At 61.2% G+C, this 25896-nt stretch carries 22 protein-coding genes; 7 read left to right on the forward strand and 15 right to left on the reverse strand.

Features of this window, described 5'->3' with window-relative positions:
* Positions 1-48: 48 nt before the first annotated feature.
* From tsaB to ppc, 3 genes are all read right to left on the reverse strand, one after another.
* Entirely contained in the window at positions 49-726 is a 678-nt protein-coding gene (tsaB, locus tag UF78_RS15175) for a tRNA (adenosine(37)-N6)-threonylcarbamoyltransferase complex dimerization subunit type 1 TsaB (protein WP_045163049.1), read from the reverse strand.
* A 277-nt stretch (positions 727-1003) separates the two neighbouring features.
* Positions 1004-1651 (reverse strand): adenylate kinase, encoded by a 648-nt coding sequence (adk, locus tag UF78_RS15180; RefSeq protein ID WP_045163050.1) that lies wholly within the window; start codon positions 1649-1651, stop codon positions 1004-1006.
* A 254-nt stretch (positions 1652-1905) separates the two neighbouring features.
* Positions 1906-4542, reverse strand: a complete 2637-nt coding sequence (gene ppc, locus UF78_RS15185; protein WP_045163051.1) for a phosphoenolpyruvate carboxylase — start codon at positions 4540-4542, stop codon at positions 1906-1908.
* Between the two features lie 199 nt (positions 4543-4741).
* Between ppc and UF78_RS15190 the strand changes: the two genes are divergently transcribed.
* The 3 genes from UF78_RS15190 to UF78_RS15200 all read left to right on the forward strand — a co-directional run bounded on the left by UF78_RS15190 (position 4742) and on the right by UF78_RS15200 (position 6580).
* Positions 4742-5083 (forward strand): hypothetical protein, encoded by a 342-nt coding sequence (locus UF78_RS15190; protein WP_045163052.1) that lies wholly within the window; start codon positions 4742-4744, stop codon positions 5081-5083.
* A 252-nt stretch (positions 5084-5335) separates the two neighbouring features.
* The gene (locus tag UF78_RS15195; RefSeq protein ID WP_045163053.1) at positions 5336-5731 is read left to right on the forward strand and encodes a DUF4398 domain-containing protein; all 396 of its coding nucleotides are present in this window, start codon (positions 5336-5338) and stop codon (positions 5729-5731) included.
* Between the two features lie 45 nt (positions 5732-5776).
* The gene (locus UF78_RS15200; protein WP_045163054.1) at positions 5777-6580 is read left to right on the forward strand and encodes an OmpA family protein; all 804 of its coding nucleotides are present in this window, start codon (positions 5777-5779) and stop codon (positions 6578-6580) included.
* Positions 6581-6665: 85 nt separating this feature from the next.
* Here UF78_RS15200 and UF78_RS15205 read toward each other — a convergent pair whose 3' ends face one another.
* Positions 6666-7004 carry a hypothetical protein gene (locus UF78_RS15205; protein WP_045163055.1) on the reverse strand — a complete coding sequence of 113 codons (339 nt, stop codon included), beginning with the start codon at positions 7002-7004 and terminating at the stop codon, positions 6666-6668.
* A gap of 281 nt (positions 7005-7285) precedes the next feature.
* Here UF78_RS15205 and UF78_RS15210 point away from each other — a divergent pair, with 281 nt between their 5' ends.
* Positions 7286-8845 (forward strand): class I adenylate-forming enzyme family protein, encoded by a 1560-nt coding sequence (locus UF78_RS15210; RefSeq protein ID WP_045163056.1) that lies wholly within the window; start codon positions 7286-7288, stop codon positions 8843-8845.
* Between the two features lie 157 nt (positions 8846-9002).
* Here the strand turns inward: UF78_RS15210 and UF78_RS15215 are convergent, their stop codons facing one another.
* The 10 genes from UF78_RS15215 to UF78_RS15265 form a co-directional block, all read right to left on the reverse strand.
* Entirely contained in the window at positions 9003-9806 is an 804-nt protein-coding gene (locus UF78_RS15215) for a hypothetical protein (RefSeq protein WP_045163057.1), read from the reverse strand.
* Positions 9803-12238 (reverse strand): glycoside hydrolase family 19 protein, encoded by a 2436-nt coding sequence (locus UF78_RS15220; protein ID WP_045163058.1) that lies wholly within the window; start codon positions 12236-12238, stop codon positions 9803-9805. The genes UF78_RS15215 and UF78_RS15220 overlap by 4 nt, the downstream gene beginning before the upstream one ends.
* Positions 12239-13226: 988 nt before the next feature.
* A complete protein-coding gene (locus UF78_RS15230; RefSeq protein WP_045163060.1) occupies positions 13227-14156 on the reverse strand; it encodes a 2-hydroxyacid dehydrogenase in 930 nt (309 codons plus the stop codon).
* A gap of 51 nt (positions 14157-14207) precedes the next feature.
* Positions 14208-14954 carry a class II aldolase/adducin family protein gene (locus UF78_RS15235; protein WP_045163061.1) on the reverse strand — a complete coding sequence of 249 codons (747 nt, stop codon included), beginning with the start codon at positions 14952-14954 and terminating at the stop codon, positions 14208-14210.
* Between the two features lie 65 nt (positions 14955-15019).
* Positions 15020-16702 (reverse strand): long-chain fatty acid--CoA ligase, encoded by a 1683-nt coding sequence (locus UF78_RS15240; protein ID WP_045163062.1) that lies wholly within the window; start codon positions 16700-16702, stop codon positions 15020-15022.
* Positions 16702-17505 (reverse strand): 5'/3'-nucleotidase SurE, encoded by an 804-nt coding sequence (gene surE, locus UF78_RS15245; RefSeq protein ID WP_045163063.1) that lies wholly within the window; start codon positions 17503-17505, stop codon positions 16702-16704. The genes UF78_RS15240 and surE overlap by 1 nt, the downstream gene beginning before the upstream one ends.
* Positions 17502-18572: a phosphotransferase gene (locus tag UF78_RS15250; protein ID WP_045163064.1), complete on the reverse strand. Its 1071-nt coding sequence runs from the start codon at positions 18570-18572 to the stop codon at positions 17502-17504. The genes surE and UF78_RS15250 overlap by 4 nt, the downstream gene beginning before the upstream one ends.
* A 10-nt stretch (positions 18573-18582) precedes the next feature.
* On the reverse strand, positions 18583-19350 hold the full coding sequence (locus tag UF78_RS15255; protein WP_045163065.1) for an SDR family NAD(P)-dependent oxidoreductase: 768 nt from the start codon (positions 19348-19350) through the stop codon (positions 18583-18585).
* 33 nt (positions 19351-19383) lie between these two features.
* Positions 19384-20595, reverse strand: coding sequence for an acyl-CoA dehydrogenase family protein (locus tag UF78_RS15260; protein WP_045163066.1), 1212 nt, complete (start codon positions 20593-20595; stop codon positions 19384-19386).
* Positions 20588-21082 carry a PaaI family thioesterase gene (locus UF78_RS15265; protein ID WP_045163277.1) on the reverse strand — a complete coding sequence of 165 codons (495 nt, stop codon included), beginning with the start codon at positions 21080-21082 and terminating at the stop codon, positions 20588-20590. Before UF78_RS15265 ends, UF78_RS15260 begins: the two co-directional genes overlap by 8 nt.
* A 431-nt stretch (positions 21083-21513) precedes the next feature.
* Between UF78_RS15265 and dctP the strand changes: the two genes are divergently transcribed.
* From dctP to UF78_RS15280, 3 genes are all read left to right on the forward strand, one after another.
* Positions 21514-22548, forward strand: coding sequence for a TRAP transporter substrate-binding protein DctP (gene dctP / locus UF78_RS15270; RefSeq protein WP_052679336.1), 1035 nt, complete (start codon positions 21514-21516; stop codon positions 22546-22548).
* An 83-nt stretch (positions 22549-22631) separates the two neighbouring features.
* Entirely contained in the window at positions 22632-23171 is a 540-nt protein-coding gene (locus tag UF78_RS15275) for a TRAP transporter small permease subunit (RefSeq protein WP_045163067.1), read from the forward strand.
* The gene (locus tag UF78_RS15280) at positions 23168-24478 is read left to right on the forward strand and encodes a TRAP transporter large permease (RefSeq protein WP_045163068.1); all 1311 of its coding nucleotides are present in this window, start codon (positions 23168-23170) and stop codon (positions 24476-24478) included. Before UF78_RS15275 ends, UF78_RS15280 begins: the two co-directional genes overlap by 4 nt.
* Positions 24479-24538: 60 nt before the next feature.
* On the opposite strand, the gene UF78_RS15285 is transcribed toward UF78_RS15280, so the two are convergent.
* Positions 24539-25834, reverse strand: coding sequence for a flavohemoglobin expression-modulating QEGLA motif protein (locus UF78_RS15285; protein WP_045163069.1), 1296 nt, complete (start codon positions 25832-25834; stop codon positions 24539-24541).
* Positions 25835-25896 lie beyond the last annotated feature (62 nt).

A 25896-nucleotide genomic window follows, 5' to 3' on the forward strand; every position in this document is an offset into this window, starting at 1 on the left:
AGTGCCGCCGACTCTAGCGATCCGCCAGGAGTTTGGCAATGCCGCTGGTCACCGAGTGGCTTTCGGGGTGGCGACGTTGTCGCGAAGATAGGTCGGCTGGGCCTGATCGGCCTCCACCGCTTCTCCGCGTCGCCAGCCATAGGTCGCCAGACACAACAGATCCTCGGCGTGTGGCAGCAACGCCGCATCGACCGCGGCAGGCTTCAGCGCAAGCCGCTCGCCATAGCGCCAGCCCGTGCCAGCAGCGAACCAGTCTCCGCTGCCATCGCGTGGCAGGCTGACCTGTTCCGGCGGCAACACGGCTTCGATCCCAGCCAGCTGCATCTCGCCCTCATGCACGCGATAGCAGCCCCAATAGACCTCATCCATGCGCGCATCGATGGCCACCGCCACCTGCCCTGCGTCATGCTCGCGATACGCGCGCTGGGCGATCGTCGCCAGCGTGGAGATCGGCAGTACCGGGCGCTCCAGCGCGAACGCCAGCCCCTGCACCACGCCAACCGCAATACGCACCCCGGTGAAAGCGCCGGGGCCGCGACCGAAGGCCAGCGCATCAACCGCCGACAGGGCGATTCCCGCCTCGGCCAGCAGGGTCTGGATCATCGGCAGCAACCGTTGCGCATGCAGCCGCGGAATCACTTCGTAGTGGCTGATTACCTTGCCGTCATGCAGCAATGCAACGGAACAGGCTTCGGTCGCAGTATCCAGCGCCAGCAGAGTGGTCATGATGATTTATGCAGGTTGCCGAGTGGGCGGGCATTAAAACGGTTTAGGTCTTTTTTTGCCAGCGTTGCGGCCCGCCGAGCGACGGGGCACAGCGTCGTACGCCTGCGGGCGAGGCCAGGCGTAACGACATCATCCGAAAGCATGCGATTTTCCGGAGCTATGTCAAATTGCCTAGCCGAGCGCTGTAGCGCTCAGCGGCGTTTTTGCCTACCACTTCGATTTGCCTTGAAACGACAACGGCCCGCAAAAGCGGGCCGTTGGTTGACAGCAAGACCGTTTAGCTGAGTGCAGCCATCACCTTTGCAGTGATCTCTTCCACCGAGCCGACGCCTTCGACGCGGCTGCACTTGGGCGTGCCTTCGCTAGCTTCGAGGTTCTGGTAGAAGGCCACCAGCGGTTTGGTCTGCGAGTGGTAGACGCTCAGGCGATGGCGAACGGTTTCTTCCAGATCGTCCTTGCGCTGGATCAGCTCCTCGCCGGTGAGGTCATCGACACCGGCGACCTTCGGCGGATTGTGCTCGGTGTGATACACCCGACCGGAGGCCGGATGCACACGGCGGCCGGACAGGCGACCGACGATCTCTTCGTCATCCACGGCGATTTCAAGTACGTGATCCAGCTTGACACCGGCATCACGCAGCGCCTCGGCTTGCGGGATGGTGCGCGGGAAGCCATCGAACAGAAAACCATTGGAGCAATCGGGCTGCTGCAGCCGCTCCTGGATCAGCGCGATGATGATTTCATCGGAGACCAGACCACCGCTGTCCATGACGTCTTTGACCTGCAGGCCCAGCGGCGAACCGGCCTTGACCGCTGCACGCAACATGTCGCCCGTGGAGATTTGCGGAATGGCGAACTTCTCGGTAATGAAGCGTGCCTGTGTGCCTTTCCCGGCACCGGGCGCTCCCAGCAGAATTACGCGCATGGAGTGAGTCCTCAAGTTTTGCAAAGGGTGCCGCCAGGTCGATGAATGCAACCCTACCTCTGGCGAATCAAAAAATCGGGTTTGCCGCCATGCGACAAAAGGTTGAACACGATACACAGCGCACAGAAAGCAGACAAGCGACCCTCATGGACCCCTTTGCGGTGAGCCTGCCGCCAAGGGTGGGGGCGGTAAAACGTCGCCGCGCGGGCGTGACGACGTTTACCCGACGCGCCACGCGCCGTCCTCTCATGCCGTCAGCCAGTGTTGCGCAACCCGGCAGCAATACCCGCGACACTGACCAGCAAGGCTTGCTCCAGAGGGCTTTCCGCCAGGCTCCGTTGTTGCCGTGAACGGGCCAACAACTCGGTCTGCATCAGGTGCAACGGGTCGAGATAGGTATTGCGCAGACTGAACGCCTCAAGTGTCTCGGGGCTGTGTGCCAGCAGCTCGGACTGACCGGTCAGATCGAGTACCGCCGCCACCGCCTGCGACAATCTGTCACGTAAATCCTCACCCAGGGGCTGCAATTGCGCAGAGACCAGGCGCTCGTCGTAGCGCTTGGCGATGTCGCCATCGGCCTTGGCCAGCACCATCTCGAGCATATCGATACGGGTACTGAAGAACGGCCAACGCTGCCGCATCTGTTTCAGTCGATCACCTTCGCCACGCTCCAGTGCGGCTTGTAGCGCCTGATCCCAGCCAAGCCAGGCGGGCAACATCAGCCGTGTCTGGGTCCAGGCGAATATCCACGGGATTGCCCGCAGGCTCTCGACGCCACCCTCACGGCGTTTTGACGGACGGCTGCCCAACGGCAGGCGTCCGAGTTCCTGCTCGGGCGTGGCCTGCCGAAAATACTCGACGAACTGCGGGTGATCACGCACCACCCCGCGGTAGGCCTTGACCCCAGCGCTAGCCAGTTGCTCCATGGTTTCGCGCCAGTCCGGCTCCGGCATGGGTGGCGGCAGCAGCGTTGCTTCCAGAACCGCCGCCAGATACAGGCTGAGGTTCTGTTCAGCTATATCCGGCAGACCGAATTTGAAACGAATCATTTCGCCCTGCTCGGTGGTGCGGAAACGCCCCGCTACCGATCCGGGCGGCTGCGAGAGGATCGCCGCATGAGCCGGTCCGCCACCGCGCCCAACGGTGCCGCCACGGCCATGGAACAGCAGCAATTCGACCTGGTGTTGGCGGCAGATCTCGACGAGGCTTTCCTGCGCGCGGTACTGCGCCCAGGCGGCGGCCGTGGTGCCGGCGTCCTTGGCCGAGTCCGAATAACCGATCATCACTTCCTGCGGACCATGCAAACGCTGGCGATAGCCGGGCAAGCTCAACAACCGATCGATGGTCGGGCCTGCATTGTTCAGGTCGTCGAGCGTCTCGAACAGCGGCACGACCCGCATCGGTCGTTGCAGGCCCGCCTCTTTCAATAGCAACTGCACCGCCAATACATCCGACGCGCCGCGGGCCATGGAGATGACATAGGAGCCAAGCGATGCACCGGGTGCCTGCGCCACCACACGACAGGTCGCCAGCACTTCGGCGGTCTCGGCAGACGGCTGGAAATGGGGTGGCAGCAGCGGGCGGCGATTGTTCAGCTCGCGCTGGAGGAAATCCAGGCGCTGTTGCTCGTCCCACTGGTCATAGTGGCCAATCCCCAGGTAATCGGTGATTTCCGCCAGCGCCGCGACATGCCGGGTCGAGTCCTGGCGGATATCGAGGCGCACCAGGAACAGGCCGAACGCGGCCACCCGACGCAAGGAGTCGAGCAAGGTGCCGTCGGCGATCACGCCCATGCCGCAGGCATGCAGCGAGTGATAGCAGAGTTCCAGCGGTTCGCGCAGCTCACGGTTGTCCTGTAGCACGGCAGGGGGTGGCGGCTGGTCATGTTCAACCGCGGCGCTGGCCCAATCGCGCGTCGCCTGCAGTCGCTCGCGCAGGCCCTTGAGCAATGCCCGGTAGGGTTCGGCCGATTCGCCACTGTGACGCAGAAGTTCTTCGCTGGCAGCCTGCATCGACAGGGCGGTAATCAACCCCTCGATATCGCGCAGGAACAGATCCGCCGCCACCCAGCGCGCCAGCAGCAACACTTCACGGGTCACCTTTGCCGTCACGTTGGGATTGCCGTCGCGATCACCGCCCATCCAGGAGGCGAAGCGGATCGGCGCCGCATCCAGCGGCAAGTGCAGGCTGGTGCTGCGCTTGAGCGCCTGGTCGGTCTGCCGCAGCACATTGGGCAGCGCCTGCCAGAGCGAATTCTCGATAACGGCGAAGCCCCACTTCGCCTCTTCCACTGGCGTCGGCCGGCTGCGACGGATTTCCTCGGTGTGCCAGGCTTCGGCGATCAGCCGCTGCAAGCGCAGTTCGATACGTGCCAGCTCCGCCGTGCCGAGGTCGGTGTGATCGCGTGCAGCCAGTTGCGCGGCGATGGCGTCGTATTTTTGGATAAGCGTGCGTCGCGACACCTCGGTCGGGTGCGCCGTCAACACCAGTTCGATATCCAGCCGCCCCACCTGCCGGGCCAGAAATTCCTGCCCGAACCCCTCGCCCTTGAGCCGCTCTAGCAGGCCACCCAGCACGCCGATTTCGAACGGAGCCGGCTCGCCGGGCCGACGCCTGCGCACCTGGTGATACTGCTCGGCGATATTGGCCAGATTGAGGAACTGATTGAAGGCGCGGGTCATCGGCAGCAGCTCGTCGTCGGCCAGCCCGTCGAGGGTTTCCTTCAACAGTCTGGCCCCGTCGGCCGAACCACGGCGTGCGCCCTTGGCACCCTTGCGGACGCGTTCGATCTTGTCGAGGAAGGCATCGCCGTGTTGCTCGCGAATGGTGTTGCCCAGCAATTCGCCGAGCAGGTGAACGTTCTCGCGCAACCGCGCGTCGATCTTCGCCATGTTCTGTCTCCTCAGGCTGCGCCCCCAAAGGCTCACAACCGATATGCAACCGATGCTGAACGGCTACGCTGTAAGAACCCTCCAAACAGAGTGCCCAGCGTGTCCGTCGAAGACAAGGCGTCGCGAGGCAAGTCTGTTCGACGGTCGCTCGCATTACACGCCAATATCGCTCGCCACGGCGGGCTAAGGATGGAGCTAGATGAAGATTTCAGAACTTGTCCGTGAATGGGAAAGCAGCGCCACCGGGCGCATGAGCACCACTCGATACACCATTCCACTGGACGTCGAAAGCGCCGCACGGCTGGCCGCGCTGGCGGAGATGTATCCCAAGCGCAGTACCGAGGAACTGCTGGGGGAACTGGTCGGCGCCGCGCTCGAAGGCATCGAGACCAGTCTTCCCTACCAACGGGGTACCAAGGTGATTTCGACCGACGAGCAAGGCGATCCGATCTATGAAGACGTCGGCCCGACACCGCGTTTTCTCGCCCTGTCGCGCAAGCATCTCGAACGCCTGCTGGCCGAGCAATCGGCCGAGTCCTGACACCCACCACGGACACGGCCGGCCCCCGGCCGGCCAGCCGTTCAACTCAGCGAGGCGTTCTCATCCGGCCGCCCCGCTTTTCTCTCGACAGCTCTAAAAAGCCATCTTCAGGCGCTCCGTTTGGCTTTTCACTGGAACGATTGCGGCCTGACGCCCTCACAAAAACATGCCCGTTCTGATTGCTGGGTCCTCCCTAGGGGCCAAACACACGGCTCGCGGGCACCGTTCCCGATCTTCCACTGGAGACTGGCTATGAAAACGAACACCATCGAAAGCCCCCTATCGAGATTTCAGCTACCCAAGCTGGCAGCCGTTGCGCTGGGAGGTCTGCTGCTGGTTGGTTGTGCCGGCAATCCACCCAATGAACAGTTCGCGGTCACCGAGTCCGCAGTGCGCAGCGCGGTCAGCGCGGGCGGCACCGAATATGCCGCGGTGGAAATGCGCGCCGCGCAGGAAAAATGGAAGCAGGCCGAACTGGCCATGCAGAAAGAGAACTACGACGAAGCGCGCAAGCTGGCCGAACAAGCCGAGTGGGATGCACGCGTCGCCGAGCGCAAGGCTCAGGCGGCCAAAGCGCAGAAGGCTGTAGAGGACGCCAACCGGGGTATTCAGGAACTGCGCGAAGAAAGCATGCGCAGCGTCCAGTGATCACCACGATCAACTCTCCACGCCTTCAACACAGGATGATTCGCTATGAATAAATTACTGACGCTCCCTACCCTACTCGCCGTGACCATCGGACTGGCAGCCTGTTCTTCGCAGCCCAACCAGAACCTCGAGCAAGCGCGCGGGCAATATTCGCAACTGCAGGCCGACGCGCGCTCCAGCCAACTGGCCGCATTGGAAACCGAAGATGCGGGCAAGATGCTGGAAAAGGCCAACCAGGCCTACCTCAACGATGCCGACGAGGAAAAAGTCGATCAGCTCGCCTATCTGGCCAAGCGGCGCATCGAGCTCGCCGAGCAGACCATCGCCCTGCGTACTGCCGAGCAGGAGATCGAGAAGGCGTCCGCCAAGCGCGCCGAAGCCCGGCTCGAGTCTCGCGAGCAACAACTCAAGCGCCAGCAGGACGAAATCCGCAAGTTGCAGCAGGATCTGCAAGCCAAACAGACCGAGCGCGGCACACTGGTGACCTTCGGCGATGTGCTGTTCGATCTCAACAAGGCAGAGCTCAAGCCGGCCGGTATGCGCGGCATACAGAAGCTCGCCGACTTCCTGAATGAAAATCCCGAGCGCAAGGTGGTGGTCGAGGGCTATACCGACAGCACCGGTTCGGACTCCTACAACCTGCAGCTGTCCGAACGCCGTGCCGAGTCCGTCCGGCGCGCACTGACCCGCGCCGGGGTCGATGTGCAGCGCATCCAGGCGGTCGGTTATGGAGAAGAGTATCCGGTGGCGAGCAACGACTCGAACTCAGGTCGGGCAATGAACCGCCGTGTCGAGGTCACCATCTCTAACGACAACCAGCGTGTGGCACCGCGCTCATCGATGCAGTGATACTGCGCTGCCGTCATACGGCTGAGAGCATCTATCGTCGAGGCCCGCCATCATGGCGGGCTTTTTTTTGCGCCGAAGCGACGCCTCAGGGCCTGGTTGCTGGCTCTGCGGCAGCCGGCACCTTCTGCCCCATGCAACGAATCGCACGCTTTTTGTTATCCACCAGCACACCGCTCAGGCCCTTCTGCTCGGTGTCGAAGAGCACCAGCACGCCGTCGATGCATTCGGCTACCTGCGGTGCCGGCTTCAGCGAGACGCGATAGTCTTCGCCCGGAACGGTCTTGAGCATGGTGTAGTCAGCCAGCAAGAGCGCGTCTTCCGGCTTGGCGATGTGCACATAACCATAGTAGGTGAGCACCGCAACGGTGCCGATGACGCTGCCGATAGCGGTAAGGATCAGCGGGATGGGATTGCGTTCGGACATGGACGGATTCGCCTGATCAAAGAGGCGGCATTGTCGCAAAAAACAGCGCGCCGAGGGACGCGAGCTTGGCCGACCGGACATGCAACACGGCCACCGTAACGGCCATTCGGCAATGGCACCCACAGGCGGTAAGGCTGGTCTGTACTGATTGCTCGTCATCGCCGGTACGAATAACACTTCACGCACGCGCGTTTACCGCTGAAGGTGGTTTCCATTCCGGTGCCTGCCGTGCCTGCTGTTGCACGGCGCCGCCTTTCCCCATTCGACAGGACGAGCCAGCCATGGAATTTTCTGACCGCCCCGACGCCCTTATTCTCGACCAACCTTTCGCGGCGATTCCCGATCTGATTGCGCACTGGGCCGAACGGCGACCCGATCACCCCGCCTTGCTCCAAGACGAGCGGAGCATGAGCTTCGCCGAACTCGATGCACAGATGAACCGGGTCGCTTGCGCACTGCAGCGCGATGGCATGAAACCCGGCGACGTGTTGGCGATCTGCGCGCTGAATTCCATCGAATACGCCACGGCATTTCTCGGGGCGTTGCGCGCCGGCATGACAGTCGCGCCGCTGGCTCCGTCCGCCAGTGCCGACAGCCTGCTGACCATGCTGGCGGACGCCTCGCCCCGCCTGTTGTGCTTGGATGCGCTATCGGCTCAGCACCTACAGTCGGTCGCGGCACAGCTGCCTTGTACAACGATGCGGCTGGATCAGCAGGATGAGTGGTCCGCCTGGCTGAGCGATGCGACGCCTGAGGCCGTGACGATCCAGCCGGCCTGGGCGTTCAACATCATCTATTCGTCAGGCACCACGGGAGAACCCAAGGGCATCGTGCAGTCTCATGCCATGCGCTGGGCCCATGTGCGCCGCAGCGCCGCCTATGGTTATGACGATGCCACCACGCTGATTTCCACGCCGCTGTACTCCAACACCACGTTGGTGGCCTTCCTGCCGACCTTGGCGCTGGGCAGCACGGTGGTGCTGATGGGCAAGTTCGACGCCGGTCAATACCTGAGGCTGGCCCAGCAGCATCGCGTTACCCATACCATGCTGGTGCCGGTGCAGTACCAGCGGATCATGGCGCGCGACGACTTCGACCAGTACGATCTCAGCCACTTCCGGCAGAAGTTCTGCACCAGCGCACCGTTCAACGCGGCGCTCAAAGCCGAGGTGCTGGCACGCTGGCCGGGGGGCCTGGTCGACACCTATGGCATGACCGAAGGCGGCGGTACCTGCATCCTGGCCGCCCACGAGCACCCCGACAAGCTGCATACCGTGGGCAAACCCGCCGAGGGCCACGATATTCGCGTCATCGACGACGAGGGCAACGAACTACCCAAAGGGGAAATCGGCGAGATTGTCGGTCACTCCCCGGCCATGATGACCGGCTACCTGAACAAGCCGGAGAAGACCGCCGAAGCTGAATGGTTCGACCCCAGCGGTAAGCGCTTCATCCGCACCGGCGATGTGGGTCGCTTCGATGAGCAGGGCTTTCTCACCCTGCTGGACCGCAAGAAGGACATGATCATCTCTGGCGGCTTCAACCTCTATCCGAGCGATCTCGAGGCCATCCTGCGCCACCACCCGACCATCGCCGACGTGGCCGTGGTCGGCGTGCCGTCCACACGCTGGGGCGAGACCCCGGTGGCCTTCGTGGTGCGCGTCACGGGCGCTGCGGTGGCACCCGAAGCGCTACTGGACTGGTTCAACGGACGCGTTGGCAAGACCCAGCGCCTGGCACGCCTGGAGCTAGCTGACGAACTGCCGCGCAGTGCCATCGGCAAGGTACTCAAGCGCGAGCTGCGGGATCGGTATCTGGCGGAACACGGCACGGCCGCTTGATGGGGAATACCCGACGTATTGGCACGCCTTGGTGGGTCAAGGCAGGTCAGTGGCCTTATCCAGCGTCGGGTTTGGTCTTGCAGCGCTCGGCCTCAAGGCGCTTTAACCACAGCAAAGGCCGTTGCGCTCCTAGTAGCCCAAGGCGACTGGTTTCAGTTTATTTTTTTAGAGAGCGGTTCTGATCCGAACATTCGAGCGTGTCCCGACACAGAACCCAGCCTTTGATGTCACCCTTTTTATTGTGGAACACAGCCTCCAACCATCCCGCTTGCCGATCGAGCACCTGTATCTGATCCCCTGCTACCAGATAACTGGTGGTCTTATCTGCGGTGTTGGCTTGATCGTATAGGTAGGTTTTTCTCATGATCCGGGTGACAACACGTTTTTGTTCGAGCCAAGCTCTATATCGCGTGGAGTCAAGCTCGCTTTCTACCTGTGCTTTGGACTTGTAAGGGTGCTTGTATATAAGATCGTCGCTAATCGGTGACGACAGAACATCCGCACCTGAACCAAAGTAGTTGCTGATACGCTCGTCCAGTTCGTATTTTTCTGCTGACCTGGGCCTGTATACCAGGGTCGTGAAGTAATCGGAGCCATAGCTTGTGCCGGTATCCGAGTAAAGAGTTGCCCGATGAATGACAAAAAGCTCGCTAATTCCGTCGAAATCTGCATCTTTCAAGAAGGCGCTCTCCACCTTCCCCGGGTCACCAAGGTAGGGAAGCTCAGCAACCTGCTTTTCGCTACTGGTATCGCATTTTTGCTCGAATATCATGATGGGATAGATATCACCATCCGGGTCAACCGATTCTTCCGCCTTATTAAATCGTATGGCAGTGTTAATACCTAGGCGCACAGAGGGGTATAGGTCATTTTGAGATGCTGTACAGGTCGAGTCGGCTGCATAGGCATTGAGAGCGATAAAGAGTGTGATGACACATGACATGGCCTCAAGGCTATTCATGAAGAACAGGCTCCATATAGTTCAACGAATACATCAGTGATTTCTCGCTTGAATTGTATTCTTTCTGCGAGGCCTTTGGCCCCACCATTGATGACCCGTGTGATTTTTTCCACGGCCTCATCGTCAGTAAGGTCGATGCTTTCAGCATATATTTTTAAGTTGTTGGTTTTCCAGAACCAAAGTCCTGTTTCGATAATCACAGAGGTGTCACTCTGCACCAGAATAGGCTCCGCATCGATCGGCTTTCCTATTGCCAAGGCACAAGCGTGATAGTTGGCGTAATGTGTGAGGTGGAGCAAACCTCGTCCTCGATAATCATTGCCAGGGTACTCGTTACTACCAAAGCAATGTTGCCCATATCCCGCGTCATTCTTAAGCAGGTGATCCTCAATATATTGGAGTTTGGCAGCATGATTGGGAAAGGTAAGGCCGTTCCGGGAAAAACCATTGTTTATTGCTGTCGGCGCCATGTTATAGAGAGACTGAGCTGAATAGCTGGAATAATAGAGCGATTCGCGAAACGCAGTGAAGCGCTTTGTCTCATGCTTTGCTTGGGCAAGCAAATGGGTTATTTGCGCACAGGAATTCACACCATACCGCTCAAATAGCCCGTCAGCATGCAGAGCAAAATCTCTGACAAAACCATCTTCTGCAGAGTTGGCGCATATCCTTCTCAGAAATTCATAGGTTATCGCAATTTGCTTTCCGCACTTGGTGCAGGCATTGCCCCTCTTCGTCTTAAAATTGTCGATTAACATCATGGCATGTATATGCCAGCTTTCCCCGTCTTCGGAAATCCCATGCTTCCCGCCCAACTCCTTCCACCACGACAGTTTCTCGATCCGCTTCTTCTCTTCGGTCCAGTCCAGATTCGGATCGGCGGGGCTGTGTTCCATTAGTTCATCCAGCTCGTCCCACTTGTCCGGGTTCCAGAGCCATTCGCTTTCATGTTTGGTGATCAGCTGTGCGATGGATTGGGCGTGCCAAGGCTTGCCGAGAGCAGTTCGGATTTCTTCCGGAGTGATCTTTTGATCGTCGTTACCGTCGAGGATGGCATATAGGCGTTGCTTGACCGGGCCCTTGTCGGATTGGTCGATCATGCCTTTGTAGCTAGCACGTTCGCTGTCGATCAGCCGGCGCAGGGCTTCGAGGTGATACGCCAGGGCGCCTGCCGGGCGTTCACGGTCTTCGATGAAGTCGTAGCCTTCCCACTCCCAGGGGCTGTGGCGAGTAGTGATCATTTCCTGTTCGGCCAACCAGCCGCTGATCGGCTGGCCGTCCTTGTCGGCCAGCAGGTTATCGAGACGCCACCAACGGGTCTCGGGGCTGCATGACATGTCGCCAGTGCTGGCCGTCACCACCAGCTTGGCGTCTGCCGGCAGGCTGTCGAGCAGGCTCTGCGGCAGCACGAGGTCGACGCCGACCATCACGCCTTCGTCGCTGAGCCTGGGGGGATTGTCGGCACCAATGCCCTGGCGATGCGGAATCAGTTTGCTGGCGCCTTTGTAGACCTTTAGCAGGGTTTTCTGCGTCTCCGGCAGGCGAGAGGCATAAGCCCTGCTCTGGGCAACGAATGCAGGCACGTCATCGCAGCTGAATACCTCCAGATGCAGCAGGGGTTGGGGCATGGCTTCGTCGTGGTTCTGATAGCGGCCGAGGTGGCCGATAAGGTCGCCGGCCTTGATCGGCACGGGCTGGTCCAGTACCACGACGCTGCCTTTGGCTTTGGGTTCGCTTTGTGCCTTGAGGAACTTGAAGGCCAGGTAACCCGGTAGGATTCCCTCACCATCGGCGGGCGTCAGAGCAGGCCGTGCCGCTCCGCTGACAATGCTCAGCAACTTGCGAAACTGACCGTTGCTGGCGCCAACCTTGACCCGCGTTCCCTTGGGTAAAGCAGCCAATATGCTCGCGCTCTGGCTGGGCTCGGCACGGACATTGAGGTCCGAGCCCTGTGTTTCGACGCAATAGATCCCTTCGCCCCAGAAGTCAGGGCGTGGCAGGCTCGCTTGAGCTTGGTATCCGGCCCAGTCCTGCAGATGCATGTAGAGGCTATAGAACGTCAAGGCTGGCTCTGACGCGTCCGATGCAGGCGCAAGGTGCAATGACGGAAGTGCCAGCCGATGCCTGACCAACACGAACCCGGTGGAAAAAAGCGCGCGCTTGATTAGCGGAATCTCGTTGGTGTACTCGCTTATCGGATATTGCTCGTCGATGCGGTAGGCAATCACCTCGCCGTCGGCAATGCAACGCACGCTGGACTGATCGAAGGTACCAGCGGTGCCTTGGTCGAAGTGCACGCCGCCATGCCACAGGCCGTTGGCGCCCATCGGGTAGTAGCCGCCCCTGGCCTTGGCCAGGCTGGTCAGGTTTGCTAACGGATTGCCTGTATTGCCGGCAAAGGGATAGCTCCAATGGTTAACGTTGCCCGTCATCGCCACTCACCTAAAGTCCTTTTCCTTGGTAACGCCGGCGTTCATTGCCTGCGCGTGTTGTGTCCCTTCAACCAAAGAGGTTGAGCATTTCTCTCGCCGCGCAACCTTGCGACAAAGCGCTTGGCGGGTGCAAATGAATAGAGCGGTTTTATGGGCTGGTTCGCGGTAAGAAACCAAGCCGCGCAACAAGTTGCGCAGCTTGGTATGAGCTTCGGCGTATGGCCTGCAGCCAGTAGCGCCAGTTCTTCCCAGAGCTGCTACATGCTTCCCGACCTTGGTAACCACAGCCAAAACGGGACGATTGTGGACAGAAGCCCGCTCCGGGATGAAGCGTTGTACCTCGCTGGGCAGGCCTGCGGCCTGCATTCGCCGCGGGGGCGCGGCTCCCACAACGGCCGGGGCCGGTTGGCCGCTTAGCTGTGGAGCCCCGACCTCAGGATGAAGTTTTCGGCTTCTGGATGCGAAGCGAGCATGGGCGTTCTTCAGCACGACAGCAGCCCTTGAGCGCTTAAGCAGGCCCTGCAGCTGCATTCGCCGCGGGGCCGCGGCTCCCACAACGGCCGGGTGCGGTTGGCCACTTAGCTGTGGGAGCTCCGAGCCGGGGGCGAAGTTTTGGCTTCTGGATGCGAAGCGAGTATGGGCCGTTCTTCAGCGCGACATGACCCTGAGCGCTTAAGCAGGCCTGCAGCTGCATTCGCCGCGGGGGCGCGGCTCCCACAACGGCCGGGTGCGGTTGGCCACTTAGCTGTGGGGAGCTCCGACCCGGGGGCGAAGTTTTGGCTTCTGGATGCGAAGCGAGTATGGGCCGTTCTTCAGCGCGACATGACCCTGAGCGCTTAGGCAGGTCTGCGGCCTGCATTCGCCGCGGAGCGCGGCTCCCACAACGGCCGGGTGCGGTTGGCCACTTAGCTGTGGGAGCCCCGACCTCGGGGCGAAGTTTTTGGCTTGTGGCGGCAAACCGGTCGTTCGGGCCTGTTTCTACAGGGACTCAGTAGCCGCGCTGTATATCGATGACGCCGCTGATGGATTGACCCTTTTCCAGCGCCACGATCTTTTCCGCGATCTGGGCAACGGTCGCTTCGCGCAGGGTGCGGGCCGACACGTGCGGGGTGATGGTCACCTGCGGCATCCGCCAGAACGGATGCTCGGAGGGCAGCGGCTCCTCACGGAACACGTCGAGCACCGCGCGGGCCACCTTGCCCTCGTCGATGGCCCGGCAGAGATCTTCGTCGACCAGATGCTCGCCGCGGCCGACGTTGATCACCACCGCGTCGGGCCTTAGCCGCGACAGCAGGGAATAGTCGATCAGATCGCGCGTGCTGTCGGTCAACGGCAGGGTGTTGATCAATACCCGTGTCTGTCCGAGAAACCCGTCGAGCCCAGCCTCGCCGGCAAAGCTGCGTACGCCGTCGATGGCATGATCGGAGCGCGCCCAGCCACAGACCGGGTAGCCCAGCGCAGCGAACGTGCGGGCGACGCGCTGGCCGATCTGCCCCAACCCAAGCACACCGACCGGCCATTCACTGCGCTCGATGGGCCGGCGCAGCTTCCACTGGCCCGCCGCCTGCTGGTCCCGGTAGTAGTCCATGTCACGGCTGATACCGATGACGTGATAGGCGACATATTCGGCCATCTGCACCGCCATACCGGCGTCTTCGAGGCGAACAATCGGGAGATCGCGTGGCAGGTTCGGTATCCGCACCAGCGCATCCACCCCGGCGCCGAGGTTGAACAGCGCCTTGAGTTGCGGCTCCTTGTCGAACAGCGCCGTTGGCGGGTGCCAGACGATGGCGTAGTCGGCCCCCCAACTGGGGTTGTCCGGCTTCCAGACCTGGATCTCGGCGTCCGGCAAATGCTGCTGGATCAAGTCGGTCCAGCGCTCGGGCTTGGGGTCGGCGGCGACGAAAAGAATCTTCATGGGCACTCGGCAATATTCCCTGGCAGGTAAGCGGATCGCGCTAGCGTAGCGCTATATCGCATAGACGTGACCGTTGGCCTCCAGCAAGCGCAACAGTGCCGGCCAGGTCAGTTTCGACACCATGCCCAGCTCGGTCGACTGTTGGCGAGTGGTCTCGATGGCGGCCGCGGATGGCGTGTGCGTCGGACCGCAGGCCTGGGCGCGCACCTGAATCTCGCAGGCCTTCATCAGGAAATAGAGGTAGGTGAAGGCTTCGGCGACGGTGCCGCCCGCCGTGAGCACGCCATGGTTGCGCAGGATCATCATCTGTTTGTCGCCGAGGTCGCGAATCAATCGCTCCCGTTCGCTGAGGTCCAACGCGACGCCCTCGTAATCGTGATAGCAGAGATGACCGAGACAAAGCATCGCCGTCTGGCTCAGCGGCAACAGACCATCGCGATGCGCCGAGACTGCCACGCCATCAGCGGCGTGCAGATGCATCACCGCACCGGCGTCTTCCCGCCCCATGTGCACGGCGCTGTGAATGGTGAAGCCGGCCGGATTGACCCGGTGCAGGCTGCCGCTCTGGACGATCTGCCCTTCTTGGTCGACCTTCACCAGCGAAGAGGCGGTGATTTCCTGGAACAGCAAACCGTAGGGATTGATCAGAAAATGATGCTCAGGCCCCGGCACCCGCGCCGACAGATGCGTGAAGACCAAATCGTCCCAGCCGAAGTGCGCCACCAGCCGATAGGCCGCGGCAAGGTCCTTGCGCACCTGCCATTCCGCGTCCCGATTCGTCGAGGTTGAATCTTGCATAGCATCTTCTCCATTGGTTGCGAAGGCGCCAGGTGGCGCATTGGCCTGCAGTCGGCACGGTGTCGTCAGGCTTCTTGCGTATCGGCCGCGTGCTTGCGGTTTTCCTCTTCCTGCAGGACACGCCACATCAGCTTGCCGGTGGACGAACGCGGCAACGATGCGACGAACTCGACGTAAACCGGTGCCTTGTAGGCTGCCATCTCGGCCCTGCACCAGTCGATGATGTCCTGCTCGCTGACCTGCCCGGCCTGACCGTCGCGCAGTATCACGCAGGCCTTCACCGTCTCGCCGCGCTTGGGATCGGGGCGCGAGATGACGCAGCACTCCTGGATCGCCGGGTGGCGGTACATCAGGCTTTCGACTTCCGACGGCCAGACCTTGAAGCCGGACGCATTGATCATGCGCTTGACCCGGTCGACCAGGAAGAAATAGCCCTCTTCATCGTAGTAGCCCATGTCCCCAGTGCGAAAGAAACGCTTGCCGTCCAGCTCGATGAACGCGCGCTCGGTCTCATCCGGGCGGTTCCAGTAGCCTTGGAACAGCTGCGGGCCGTGACTGATGATTTCGCCCACTTCGTTGGGGCCCAGCTCCCGCTGCGTCTGCAAATCAATGACCCGGCTGTCGACATCGAACACCGGAATGCCCAGGCACTGTGCCTTGGGCCGCGGCACCGGATTGATATGGGTGGCGGCGATGGTTTCCGACAGGCCGTAGCCTTCGATGTAGCGCAGGCCGGTCAGCCGATGCAGTTTTTCCTCCACCGCCTTGGGCATGGCCGCGCCACCGCCGCCGACGCTGACCAGACTGGACAGGTTGTAGCGCTCCAGATCCGGGTCTGAAAGGAAATCGATGGCCATGGTGGCGATGTTGACCCAGCCGGTCACCTTGTGCCGCTCGATCAGCTCGGCCGCCACCTTGCGGTCCCAGCGGGTCATGATCACTGCGGTGCCGCCGTTATAGATCGGCCCGCTCATGGCGCCCTGCATGCCAGTGACATGGAAGTACGGCAGCGTGGCGAGGATTACTGACTCACTGGTGCTGTTGGTCCAGACCACGCGGTGGATGATCGTCGCCATGGCCGAGCGATGGGTGTGCATGCAACCCTTCGGCGCGCCGGTAGTGCCGGAGCTATAGGGAAACACGCAGAGATCATCCGGGCCGGCCGTGTGGGGCCCCGGTGTATGGCCAGCACGGATGGCCTCATTCCAGCCGATGCCGCCAGTGAAGCTCGGTGTGACCGCTGCTGCCTGGACTTCAGCCGGCAGGGCCAGGTCGGTGGATTGCCGCACGTATTCGGAATAGGCCGCGACGACCACATGGCGCAGCTGCGCCGTGCCGACCAGCGGCGCGATGAAGCCGGTCAGCTCCTGCCCGCAGAGACTCACCGTAGCGCCGGTGTCATGCAGATAGTGCTCCAGCTCGGCGCTGTGGTTCATTGGGTTGACGGGCACCACCACCGCGTCTGCACGAAGAATCGCGTAGTAGGCGATGGTGAACTGCGGTGAGTTCTGCATGTACAACAGCACCCGATCACCCTTGGCAACCCCCAGGTGCTGCAGATAGCCGGCCAGCGCTTCCACTTCACGCAGCAGCTCGGTGTAGGTGATCAGGGTGTCGTAATAGATGATCGCCGTCTTGTCCGGAAAACGCCGCGCGGATATCTCCAGATTGGCGAACAGACTGGTTTCCGGCACCGTCAGATGTTTCGGCAGATCCTCGGGCCAGACCGCGTGATGACGAGTGAACATTAAAGAACTCCTGAATCGCTATGGAGGGCCAGTTCGGCCATGGCCCGTTCTTCGCCCCACTCGAGCCAGCCCCGGGTGTCGCGCAAGGGAGTGATGGCGATGCGCTTGTCGCGCAGCGCGGTGACATCGAGTTCGGGATCGACGAGGTGCGCCGAAGAGTGCTCGAAACCGAGCCACCAGTACGGCAGTCCACGACCGTCCCGACCCGCCTGCAGACGCGGCCGGGCAATCGAACCACGTGATTGCCGGGCCAGTCGCAGATGGCTGACCGCATCGGCCGAGCAAGCCGGGAAGTTCACATTCCAGCAACAGCCGTTTTCGTCACGACGCGCCCAGAGCGCACGTATCGTGGTGGCCGCGTAGGTTTCGACGCATGACCAATCGATCAGCGTGCGATCAAGGAAGGCCTGGCTGAGGCCGATAGCCGGAAGGCCCAGCAGATCAGCGCTGAGCACCGCACCGAGGGTGCCCGAATAAGGCACGGAATCGCCGATGTTCGCCCCGCTGTTAACGCCGGAGAGCACCAGATCCGGCGGCGAATCCTGCAGCCATTCGGCCATGGCGAACATCACGCAGTCCGACGGCGTCCCGGAGACGGCGAAGCGTCGCTCGCCATGGTGATACACGCGCAGAGGTGAATGCACCGAGATACCCTGACCGGTGCCGCTCTGGTCATGTTCAGGCGCGACTATCCAGACTTCCTCGGCCAGTTGGGCCGCAATGCGCTCGAGCAGTGCGAGCCCCGGCGCGGCGATGCCGTCATCGTTGGTCAGCAGGACGCGGCGCAGCAATGGACCGTTCATAGGGCCTCGCCTCCGTCGCCGGCTTGGGCGATGCGCCAACCGGCATCGGCGAGCAGACCGGCGCGTTGTCCAACCTGCAGCGCATCGGCGTTACTGGCATTGCCCTGCAGCGCACGCGCATAAACGCCCTGCAGAATGGCCGCGAGACGAAACAGCGAAAACGCCACGAACACGTGCCAGTCTTCAATGCTCGGTCGCCCGCTCTGCTGGCAGTAACGCGCCAGCAACTCCTGCTCGGATGGAATGCCCTGAGCTTTCAGATCGATCCCGACCAGGCCACGCAGGCCTTCGACGCCCGCCGGCAGGTGATACGGCAAACAGAAGTAAGCGAGGTCCGCCAGCGGATGGCCGAGGGTCGACAGCTCCCAGTCGAGAATTGCCGCCACCTTCGCCTGCTCCGGTTCGAAGATCAGGTTGCCGAGCCGATAGTCACCGTGGGCGATGGCGCATTCGTCGCGCTGCGGCGCCTGCTCCGGCAACCATTGCATCAGCCGCTCCATCGCCGGCATGTCGCCCGTACACGAAGCCTGATACTGGCCGGACCAACGCTTGACCTGGCGGGCGAAGTAACCCTGAGCCTTGCCGAAGCCGCCAAGCCCGACCGCCTCGACATCGACCTGGTGCAGCTCGGCCAGGGTGTCGATGGCGGCCAGATGGAATGCCCGGCGGTCCTGATTAGGCAGCTCTTCCAGCGCCGGGTGGCTGAAGATTCGTCCCGGAACGTAGTCCATCACATAGAAGGCCGTGCCGATGATGCCTTCGTCTTCGCATAACAGGCGCGCAGGCGGTACCGGCACACGGGTGTGCTCGGACAGCGCACGGATCACTTTGTATTCGCGTTCGACCATGTGCGCCGAGGGCAGCACCTTGCCCGGCGGTTTCTTGCGCAGCACGTAGCGGCGACCGGCGCTTTCCAGTAGGTAGGTGGGGTTGGACTGACCACCCTGGAACTGCTTCAACTGCAGACCATCTTCGATCTCTGGCACATGCTGGCGCAGGTAGCGACCTAGCGCGGCCTCATCGAAACGATGCGCCGGTAATACCTCGATCAGTTCGGGCTCGCTCATTACCGGTCCCTCAGCATGCGGTTTCGCCACCATCGGCGACGATTACCTGCCCGGTGATATAGGCACTGGCCGGTGTCGCCAGAAACACCGCCAGACCTGCAATGTCCACCGGCTCGCCGATGCGGCGCAGCGGAGTCCTTTCGGCGGCGCGGCGGACCCGCTCCGGATCGTCGAGCAGTGCCTTGGCGAAATCGGTACGCACCAGTCCCGGGGCGATGGCATTGACGCGAATGCCCTTCGGCCCCCACTCCGCCGCCAGATTGCGGGCCAGCGCCGCCTCGGCCGCCTTGGACACGCCATAGGTACCGATCACGGTGTTGCCGCGCAGCCCGGCGATGCTGGAGAGCATGATCACCGCGCCCTCGCCACGCTCGGCCATCTGCGGCAGCACCATGTTGGACAGCCAGAAGGTGCCCTTGACGTTGGTGTCCATGATCTTGTCCCAGGCGTCGTCGGTCAGCTCGCTGGTCGGGCCATAGACCGGATTGGTGGCCGCATTGCAGACCAGTACGTCGATACGCCCCCAGGTATGCAGGGTGGTATTGACCAACCGCTGCAAATCTTCCTTACGGCCTACATGACAAGGCACCGAGATAGCCTCGAAACCCTCAGCCTTGAGCTCTGCGGCCACCGTCTCGCAGGCATCGGCCTTGCGGCTGGAAATGACGACGCGCGCGCCGCAGCGGGCCATTTCTTCGGCGATGGAGCGGCCAATGCCGCGAGTGGAGCCGGTGATCAGCGCCACCTTCCCGGATAGATCGAATAGCGGATTGTTCATGACGGCATCCTTCTTGTAGGTTTTGTCGGAGGCTCAGCGCTTGCTGGAGTAGTTCTGCAGCTCGAGTTTGGCGATGGTGTCCAGATGAACCTCGTCCGGGCCATCGGCCAACCGCAGCGTCCGCTGGTGAGCCCAGGCCGCCGCCAGGAAACTGTCCTGGCAGACGCCCTTGGCGCCGTGCACCTGGATGGCACGATCCAGCACCCGCAGCGCCATGCTCGGTGCGGCCGCCTTGATCATGGCGATCTCCTGCCGCGCCACCTTGTTGCCGACGGTGTCCATCATGCGCGCCGCCTTCAGGGTCAGCAGGCGAGTCTGTTCGATCTCGATGCGCGAGCGAGCAATGTCCTTGCGGATCGAATCGAAATCAGCCAGCGGCCTGCCGAACGCCACACGGGAATGCACGCGCTCGCACATGGCCTGTAGCGCGCGTTCGGCCACGCCGATGGTGCGCATGCAATGGTGGATGCGCCCCGGGCCAAGACGACCCTGTGCGATTTCGAAGCCTCGACCCTCGCCGAGCAGTATGTTGCTGGCCGGCACCCGGACATTGTTGTAGCGAATCTCGGCATGGCCATGGGGCGCATGGTCATAGCCGAACACGTGGAGTGCCCGGGTGATTTCCACGCCGGGCGTGTCCAGCGGCACGAGGATCATCGACTGTTGCCGATGGCGCTCAGCGCTGGGATCGGTCTTACCCATGACGATGGCGATCTTGCAGCTGGTCGCCATCGCGCCGGACGACCACCACTTGTGTCCATTGATCACATATTCATCGCCTTCACGGCGGATTTCACAGGCGATGTTGGTGGCATCGGACGACGCCACTTCCGGTTCGGTCATGGAAAAGCAGGAGCGTATCTCGCCGTTGAGCAGCGGTTTGAGCCATTTTTCCTGCTGCTCCGGCGTGCCGTAGCGCGTCAGCACTTCCATGTTGCCGGTGTCAGGTGCCGAGCAGTTGAAGATCTCGGCGGCACCGTGCGAGCGCCCCATGATTTCGCAGAGGTGGGCGTATTCGAAATTGCTCAGGCCGGCGCCGAATTCGCTTTCCGGCAGGAACAGATTCCACAGCCCCTGCTCCCTCGCCTTGGCTTTGAGCGCTTCGAGAATTGGCGGCGGCGCCCAGCGATTTTCTGCCGAGGCGGTCTGCTCGTGGAACAAGTGCTCATTGGGATAGACATGCGCTTCCATGAATGCCGTAAGCCGTTCATAAAGTTGTAGCGCTTTACCGGTCAGTTCATACATCGCCGTTTTCCTTTTGGTTGTGCTCCGCCAGAAGCGTTAACGGCACCCCTTGCGGGTGCTCGCTGCCGGAGCGCAGACGGAAAGTCGCTTCGCCGATCGCCAATAGACGGTCGTGCTGGTCGCGTATCTCGCCCGAGCTATTGAATATGCGGGTGCCGCCGGCACGCCGCTTGCCGATGGCGCGGATCACACCACCTGAGCACTGCCCAGTGAAGGTTGTGTTCAGCACCAGCGTGATGGCCTTGCGCACCCGTCCCGGATGGGGGCAATAGGTACCGGCCTCGGCTAGCACCACATCGAGTAGCGAGGTCAGCACGCCGCCATGGAGCACGCCGGCCATGTTCAGGTGGCAGGCCTGTACATCGAGCTCAATGACCGCCTCGTCGTCAGTCCAAGACACCTGGCGATAACCCAGCACCTGATGGAAACCCGGCAGGTCCTTGCCTCCGCTGATCGGCAAGCCGTCTGTCCGGGCTTCGCTTGGCATCGCGTCAGCGTCAGGCCGCTTCATTGCGCTGAATCTGCGCGGGGCGGTTCCATCCCGATGCTTGTTTAAGGAGTCGCATGGCCTGTCCTCTCGATTGTTTTTATGGCGAGTCTGCGTCTTTTTGAAGCTGGCACGACTGAAACCATGCGTCAATTCGAAATCAAGTTCCATCAGGCAGAATTATGATGCCCCACAAACATAACGGTCTAAGATCAGTATCGAAGTGCCATATGCCCGGCGAGCCAGGCGCTTGGACACATCATGAAAAATTAGAAGGGCGACGATAGCCTTCTGCTAGTGGTTGAAAAAGCTCCCCGCTATGTTAGCTTTCGGATAACTTTGTAAAAATCAGTTTTGCTGTGCGAAACGCAAAGCGAAGCAAGTGCTAGAAAATGGCCGTCAGCCAGACAATTACAAGAAGAGGACGCGATATGAAATCCATGTTCAAGAAGCTGCTCGTTCCAGCCAGCCTGGTCGCCTTGGCGGTCTCGGCAGTGCTTCCGCAGATGGCGGCCGCCGCCGATGTCACGAAATGGCGTGTTCAATCGCACTGGCCGAGCGCCAGTAGCTCCTACAAAGACAGTCTTGTGCGCCTGAAAAACCAGATCGAACAGCGCACCGAAGGCCGGCTCGAACTGCAACTGTTCGAATCCGGCGCCCTGTTCAAACCGCAGGAGACGTTCAACGCGGTCAGCCGCGGCATCATCCAGATGGGCACCATCTCCCCCGGCTACGCACAGGACAAGATGACCCTCGCCGGCATCGCCTCCGGTCTGCCCTTCGCCTTCGATAACGTCTGGGAGGCGTCCTACTTCCACAAGCACATGGGCTTCGAGGACATGCTCCGCGAGGAAGCGGCCCAGCACGGCGTCTACTGGTCGACGGACAAGGTCTATCCCACTGAGATGGTGGTGAAAAAGCCGATCAACAGCTGGGAGGATTTCACCAAGCTGAAGATCCGCTCGTCGGGCGCCCTGCAGAAATTCCTCGATGAGGCCGGCGCTTCGACCACCTACCTGCCAGGTGGCGAACTCTATCCGGCGCTCGATACCGGCGTGGTAGACGGTGCTCACTGGGGTGCGGTGCAGGGCGCGGCGAGCATGAGCTTCTATGAGGTGGCCAAGTACCACGTCAGGCCCGCGCTCAACATCGCCGGCACCGATGTGATCATCATCAGTCAGAAGGCGCTGGAGAAACTCTCCGAGCGCGACCAGGAAATCGTCAAGCAGATCCTCGACGAGCAGTTCTGGTACCGCACCAACGAGTACCTGTATCAGGAGCAGGTCACGCTGCGAAAGGTCATGGCCGAGCAAGGCGTTCAGGTCAACACGCTGCCGGATGATGTGCAAAAACGCCTGCGTGAAGTGGCACAGAAGACCTGGGAAGAAGAAGGCCAGCGCAGCGACAAGGCGGCCGAAGCACTGAAGAAGCTCAAGTCCTTCCTCGGCGAACTCGGTTACCTCTGACACCCCTCGCCTGTTCGGCTCGTCCGGCGCGATAGCTCGCGCCGGGCAGCTGATCCGCTCAACCCTTGCTCGTAGGGCTCGTCATGCGCGCGATTCATGCCTACATCAATGGCATCACCCGGCTCAACGAATTCATCGGTCGCTGGGTGGCCTATCTGATCTTTCTGATCTTCGTGCTGTTGCTGCTCGAAGTGTTCATGCGCTACCTGTTTTCGAGCCCGACCTCTTGGACCAACGAGCTCGGCCAGATGCTGTTCGGTGCCTACGTGGTGCTATCCGGCGGTTACGTCATGGCGCACCGCGACCACGTCAACGTCGACCTGCTCTATTCAACCTTCAGCCCGCGTGTTCGCGCCTGGGTCGATATTTTCACCTCGAGCATGTTTTTCCTGTTCATGGCCGCACTGCTGTACTTCGGCAGTTCCATGGCCTGGGAATCGGTACAGGGCATGGAAACCTCCTATTCGGCGTGGAACCCACCGGTGTGGCCGATCAAGATCATGATTCCGCTCGGTACCCTGCTGCTGTTATTGCAAGGCATCGCCAAACTGCTGCAGGACATCCTGATCGCGCTGGGCCGCGAGCCCACTAACGGCGCCAAGCACGCGGAGGATGCCCAATGAGCATCGAAATCACCACGCTGCTGTTCTTTTTGACGCTGGTGTTTTTCCTGGTGCTGGGGCTGCCGCTGGCCTTCGTGCTGGGCGGAGTCTCGGTACTGTTCCTGTATTTCACATGGGGCGTCGATGCCTTCTACATGGTGGCCTCGCAGATGTGGGGCACCATGGAAAGCTTCACCCTGGTGGCTATTCCCTTGTTCGTCTTCATGGCGATGTTGCTGGAGCGCACCGGGGTCGCGCGCGATCTCTATCGGATGATGCACCTGTGGTGCGGCGGCATGCGCGGCGGGCTGGCGATCGGCACCTTAGGCATCTGCGCGGTGTTCGGCGCCATGGTTGGCATCAGCGGCGCGGCGGTAGTGGCGATGGGCACCATTGCCCTACCGGCCATGCTCGAACGCGGCTACGACAAACGCATGGTGCTCGGTTGCATCAACACCGGCGGCGGCTGGGGCATCCTGATACCGCCGAGCATCATGATGATTCTCTACGCCATGATCAGCGGCCAGTCGGTCGGCAAGATGTTCGCCGCCGGAGTGCTGCCGGGCCTGTTGCTGGTGGCGCTGACGGTCACCTACGTGCTGGTGCGCTCTTTCCTGCAACCTCATCTCGCACCGGCACTGCCGAGGGAAGAGCGAGGCAGCTGGGGCGAGAAACTACGGGCGATACGCGCGGTGCTGCTGCCCATTGGTATCGTGGTAATGGTACTCGGCTCGATCATCGGCGGGCTGACCACACCCACCGAAGCCGCCGCCATGGGCGTGTTCGGCGCGCTGATTTCAGCCGCTGTCTACCGCAAGCTGAACTGGCCTGTGCTGCAGGAAGCGGCTATCCGTACCTTCAAACTGACCGGTATGATCGCCTGGATCCTGTTCGCAGCCCACGCGTTCAGCTCGGCCTACCAAGGTATGGGGGCGCAGTCGCTGATCGAAGGACTGATGATGGATCTGCCTGGGGGCCGCTGGGCCATCATCATTTTCATGATGGCGATCGTCTTTGTCATGGGCATGCTGCTCGACCCTGTCGGCATCATGCTGATCACGCTGCCGGTATTCCTGCCGATCGTCGCTTCACTCGGCTTCGATCCGATCTGGTTCGGCGTGCTTTTCGTGATCAACATGGAAATCGGCTACATGACGCCACCGTTCGGGTTCAACCTGTTCTACCTCAAAGGCATTGTGCCGCCCGGCATCACCATGAAAGACATCTACTGGTCGGTCATACCCTTCGTGATCGTCAACATCATTGGCATGGGCATCATCATGCTATTCCCAGAGATCGCAACCTACCTGCCGAATACGTTGTTCTGACGACGGGCCGCTTAAACGAAAAAGCCGGAGCGAAAGCTCCGGCTTTTTTGTGCGCTCCGATCAGATGATGTTGGCGTAGTCGGCTTCGATGCGATCCAGGCTCAGATGATTGAGGAAGTTGGAAAAGCACATCCAGGCCGACAGCGCGTTCAAATCCTGGAATTGCTGCGGCAGGTACTTGGGCGGCACCACCATTCCCTCCTCGACCAGCTGGCGCAGGGTACGCATGTCTTCCAGCGTGGTCTTGCCGCAGAATAACAGCGGGATATGTTCCAGCTTGCCCTTGCGCACCGCCAGCTGAATATAGTTGTAGATCATGATGAAACCCTTCAGATAGGACAGGTCCTTGGTGAAGGGCAGACCATTCGGGAGCGAGCCGCGGAAAACCCGGCTGGCATTGCTGTAGCACTCGTCCTCCGTATAGCCCTGGTCACGGAAAAAGCCGAACACATCGAGAAAGTCCGCGCCCTCCTCGGCCATGTGGATCGCACGGGTACGGTTGGTCAGCTTGCGCAGGCGGGTCGGGTAGGAGGCAAAAGCGATTACCTCCATCAGAATCGCCAAGCCTTCCTGGGTCACTGTCGAGGACGGCGGGCCCTTCGCGAGGAAGGTGCAGATCGGCTGGTTCTGGCCGTTGAGCGTGGTGCCGACGTGCACCAGCCCCTCATGGACTTCCAGCGCACGCACATCGCGGGCATTGAACATCGCGTCGCTGCGGATCTTGATGTAGTCGGCCCCCGCCGCGGCGTCGGCGAGAATGCCGTCGGATTCAAATACGCGAATCACGCCTTCACCCTCACCGAACACCAGATCCAGCCGCTGCTGCAACATGTCCACGGCTTGCGGCGCACTGAGTGTCTTGGCTTCGTCTTTGAGATCGCCCCGGTCGGCGATGTTGTTCAGGTAGTCGGAAAGCATCAGACCGAGGTCCGCCAGCGTCGGATCGCCCGCGTGAAAGGCGTCCGAAGCGGCGCCGTAAAGCTCTTGGGAAATCAGACCGAAATCGGCGGTGCCACGCGCTTCGAGCATGCGGATCACCATGCGGTACTCCTTGCACATGCGCCGCATGATCTGCCCGACCGGATTGAACTGTCCTAGCTGGCGCGTGATGTCACGCTCGATATTCTGAAATTCTTCCTTCTTCGCACTGGAATCGAAGCCCAGCGGCCGTCCCTCGTAATACCCACGATCAACCTGTGGCAGCTCGCGAGCACCCGCGGCGAAGAAGCCCTGGCGAATGCTGTCGTCCCACTTCACCGCATCAAGCACCCGCATAGGGGTTTGCGCCTCGACGATACGATCGGACAGGCCGCGCACCGTGCTTTGGTACTCATCGAGATTGTTACGGGTATTCATCCGTACCTCGTCAGTGATGATCCGTAGCGTTCAAGTTATACATCAGTGGGCCCTCGCCTTCC

It is taken from the genome of Stutzerimonas stutzeri, assembly GCF_000952685.1.
Taxonomy (GTDB): domain Bacteria; phylum Pseudomonadota; class Gammaproteobacteria; order Pseudomonadales; family Pseudomonadaceae; genus Stutzerimonas; species Stutzerimonas stutzeri_E.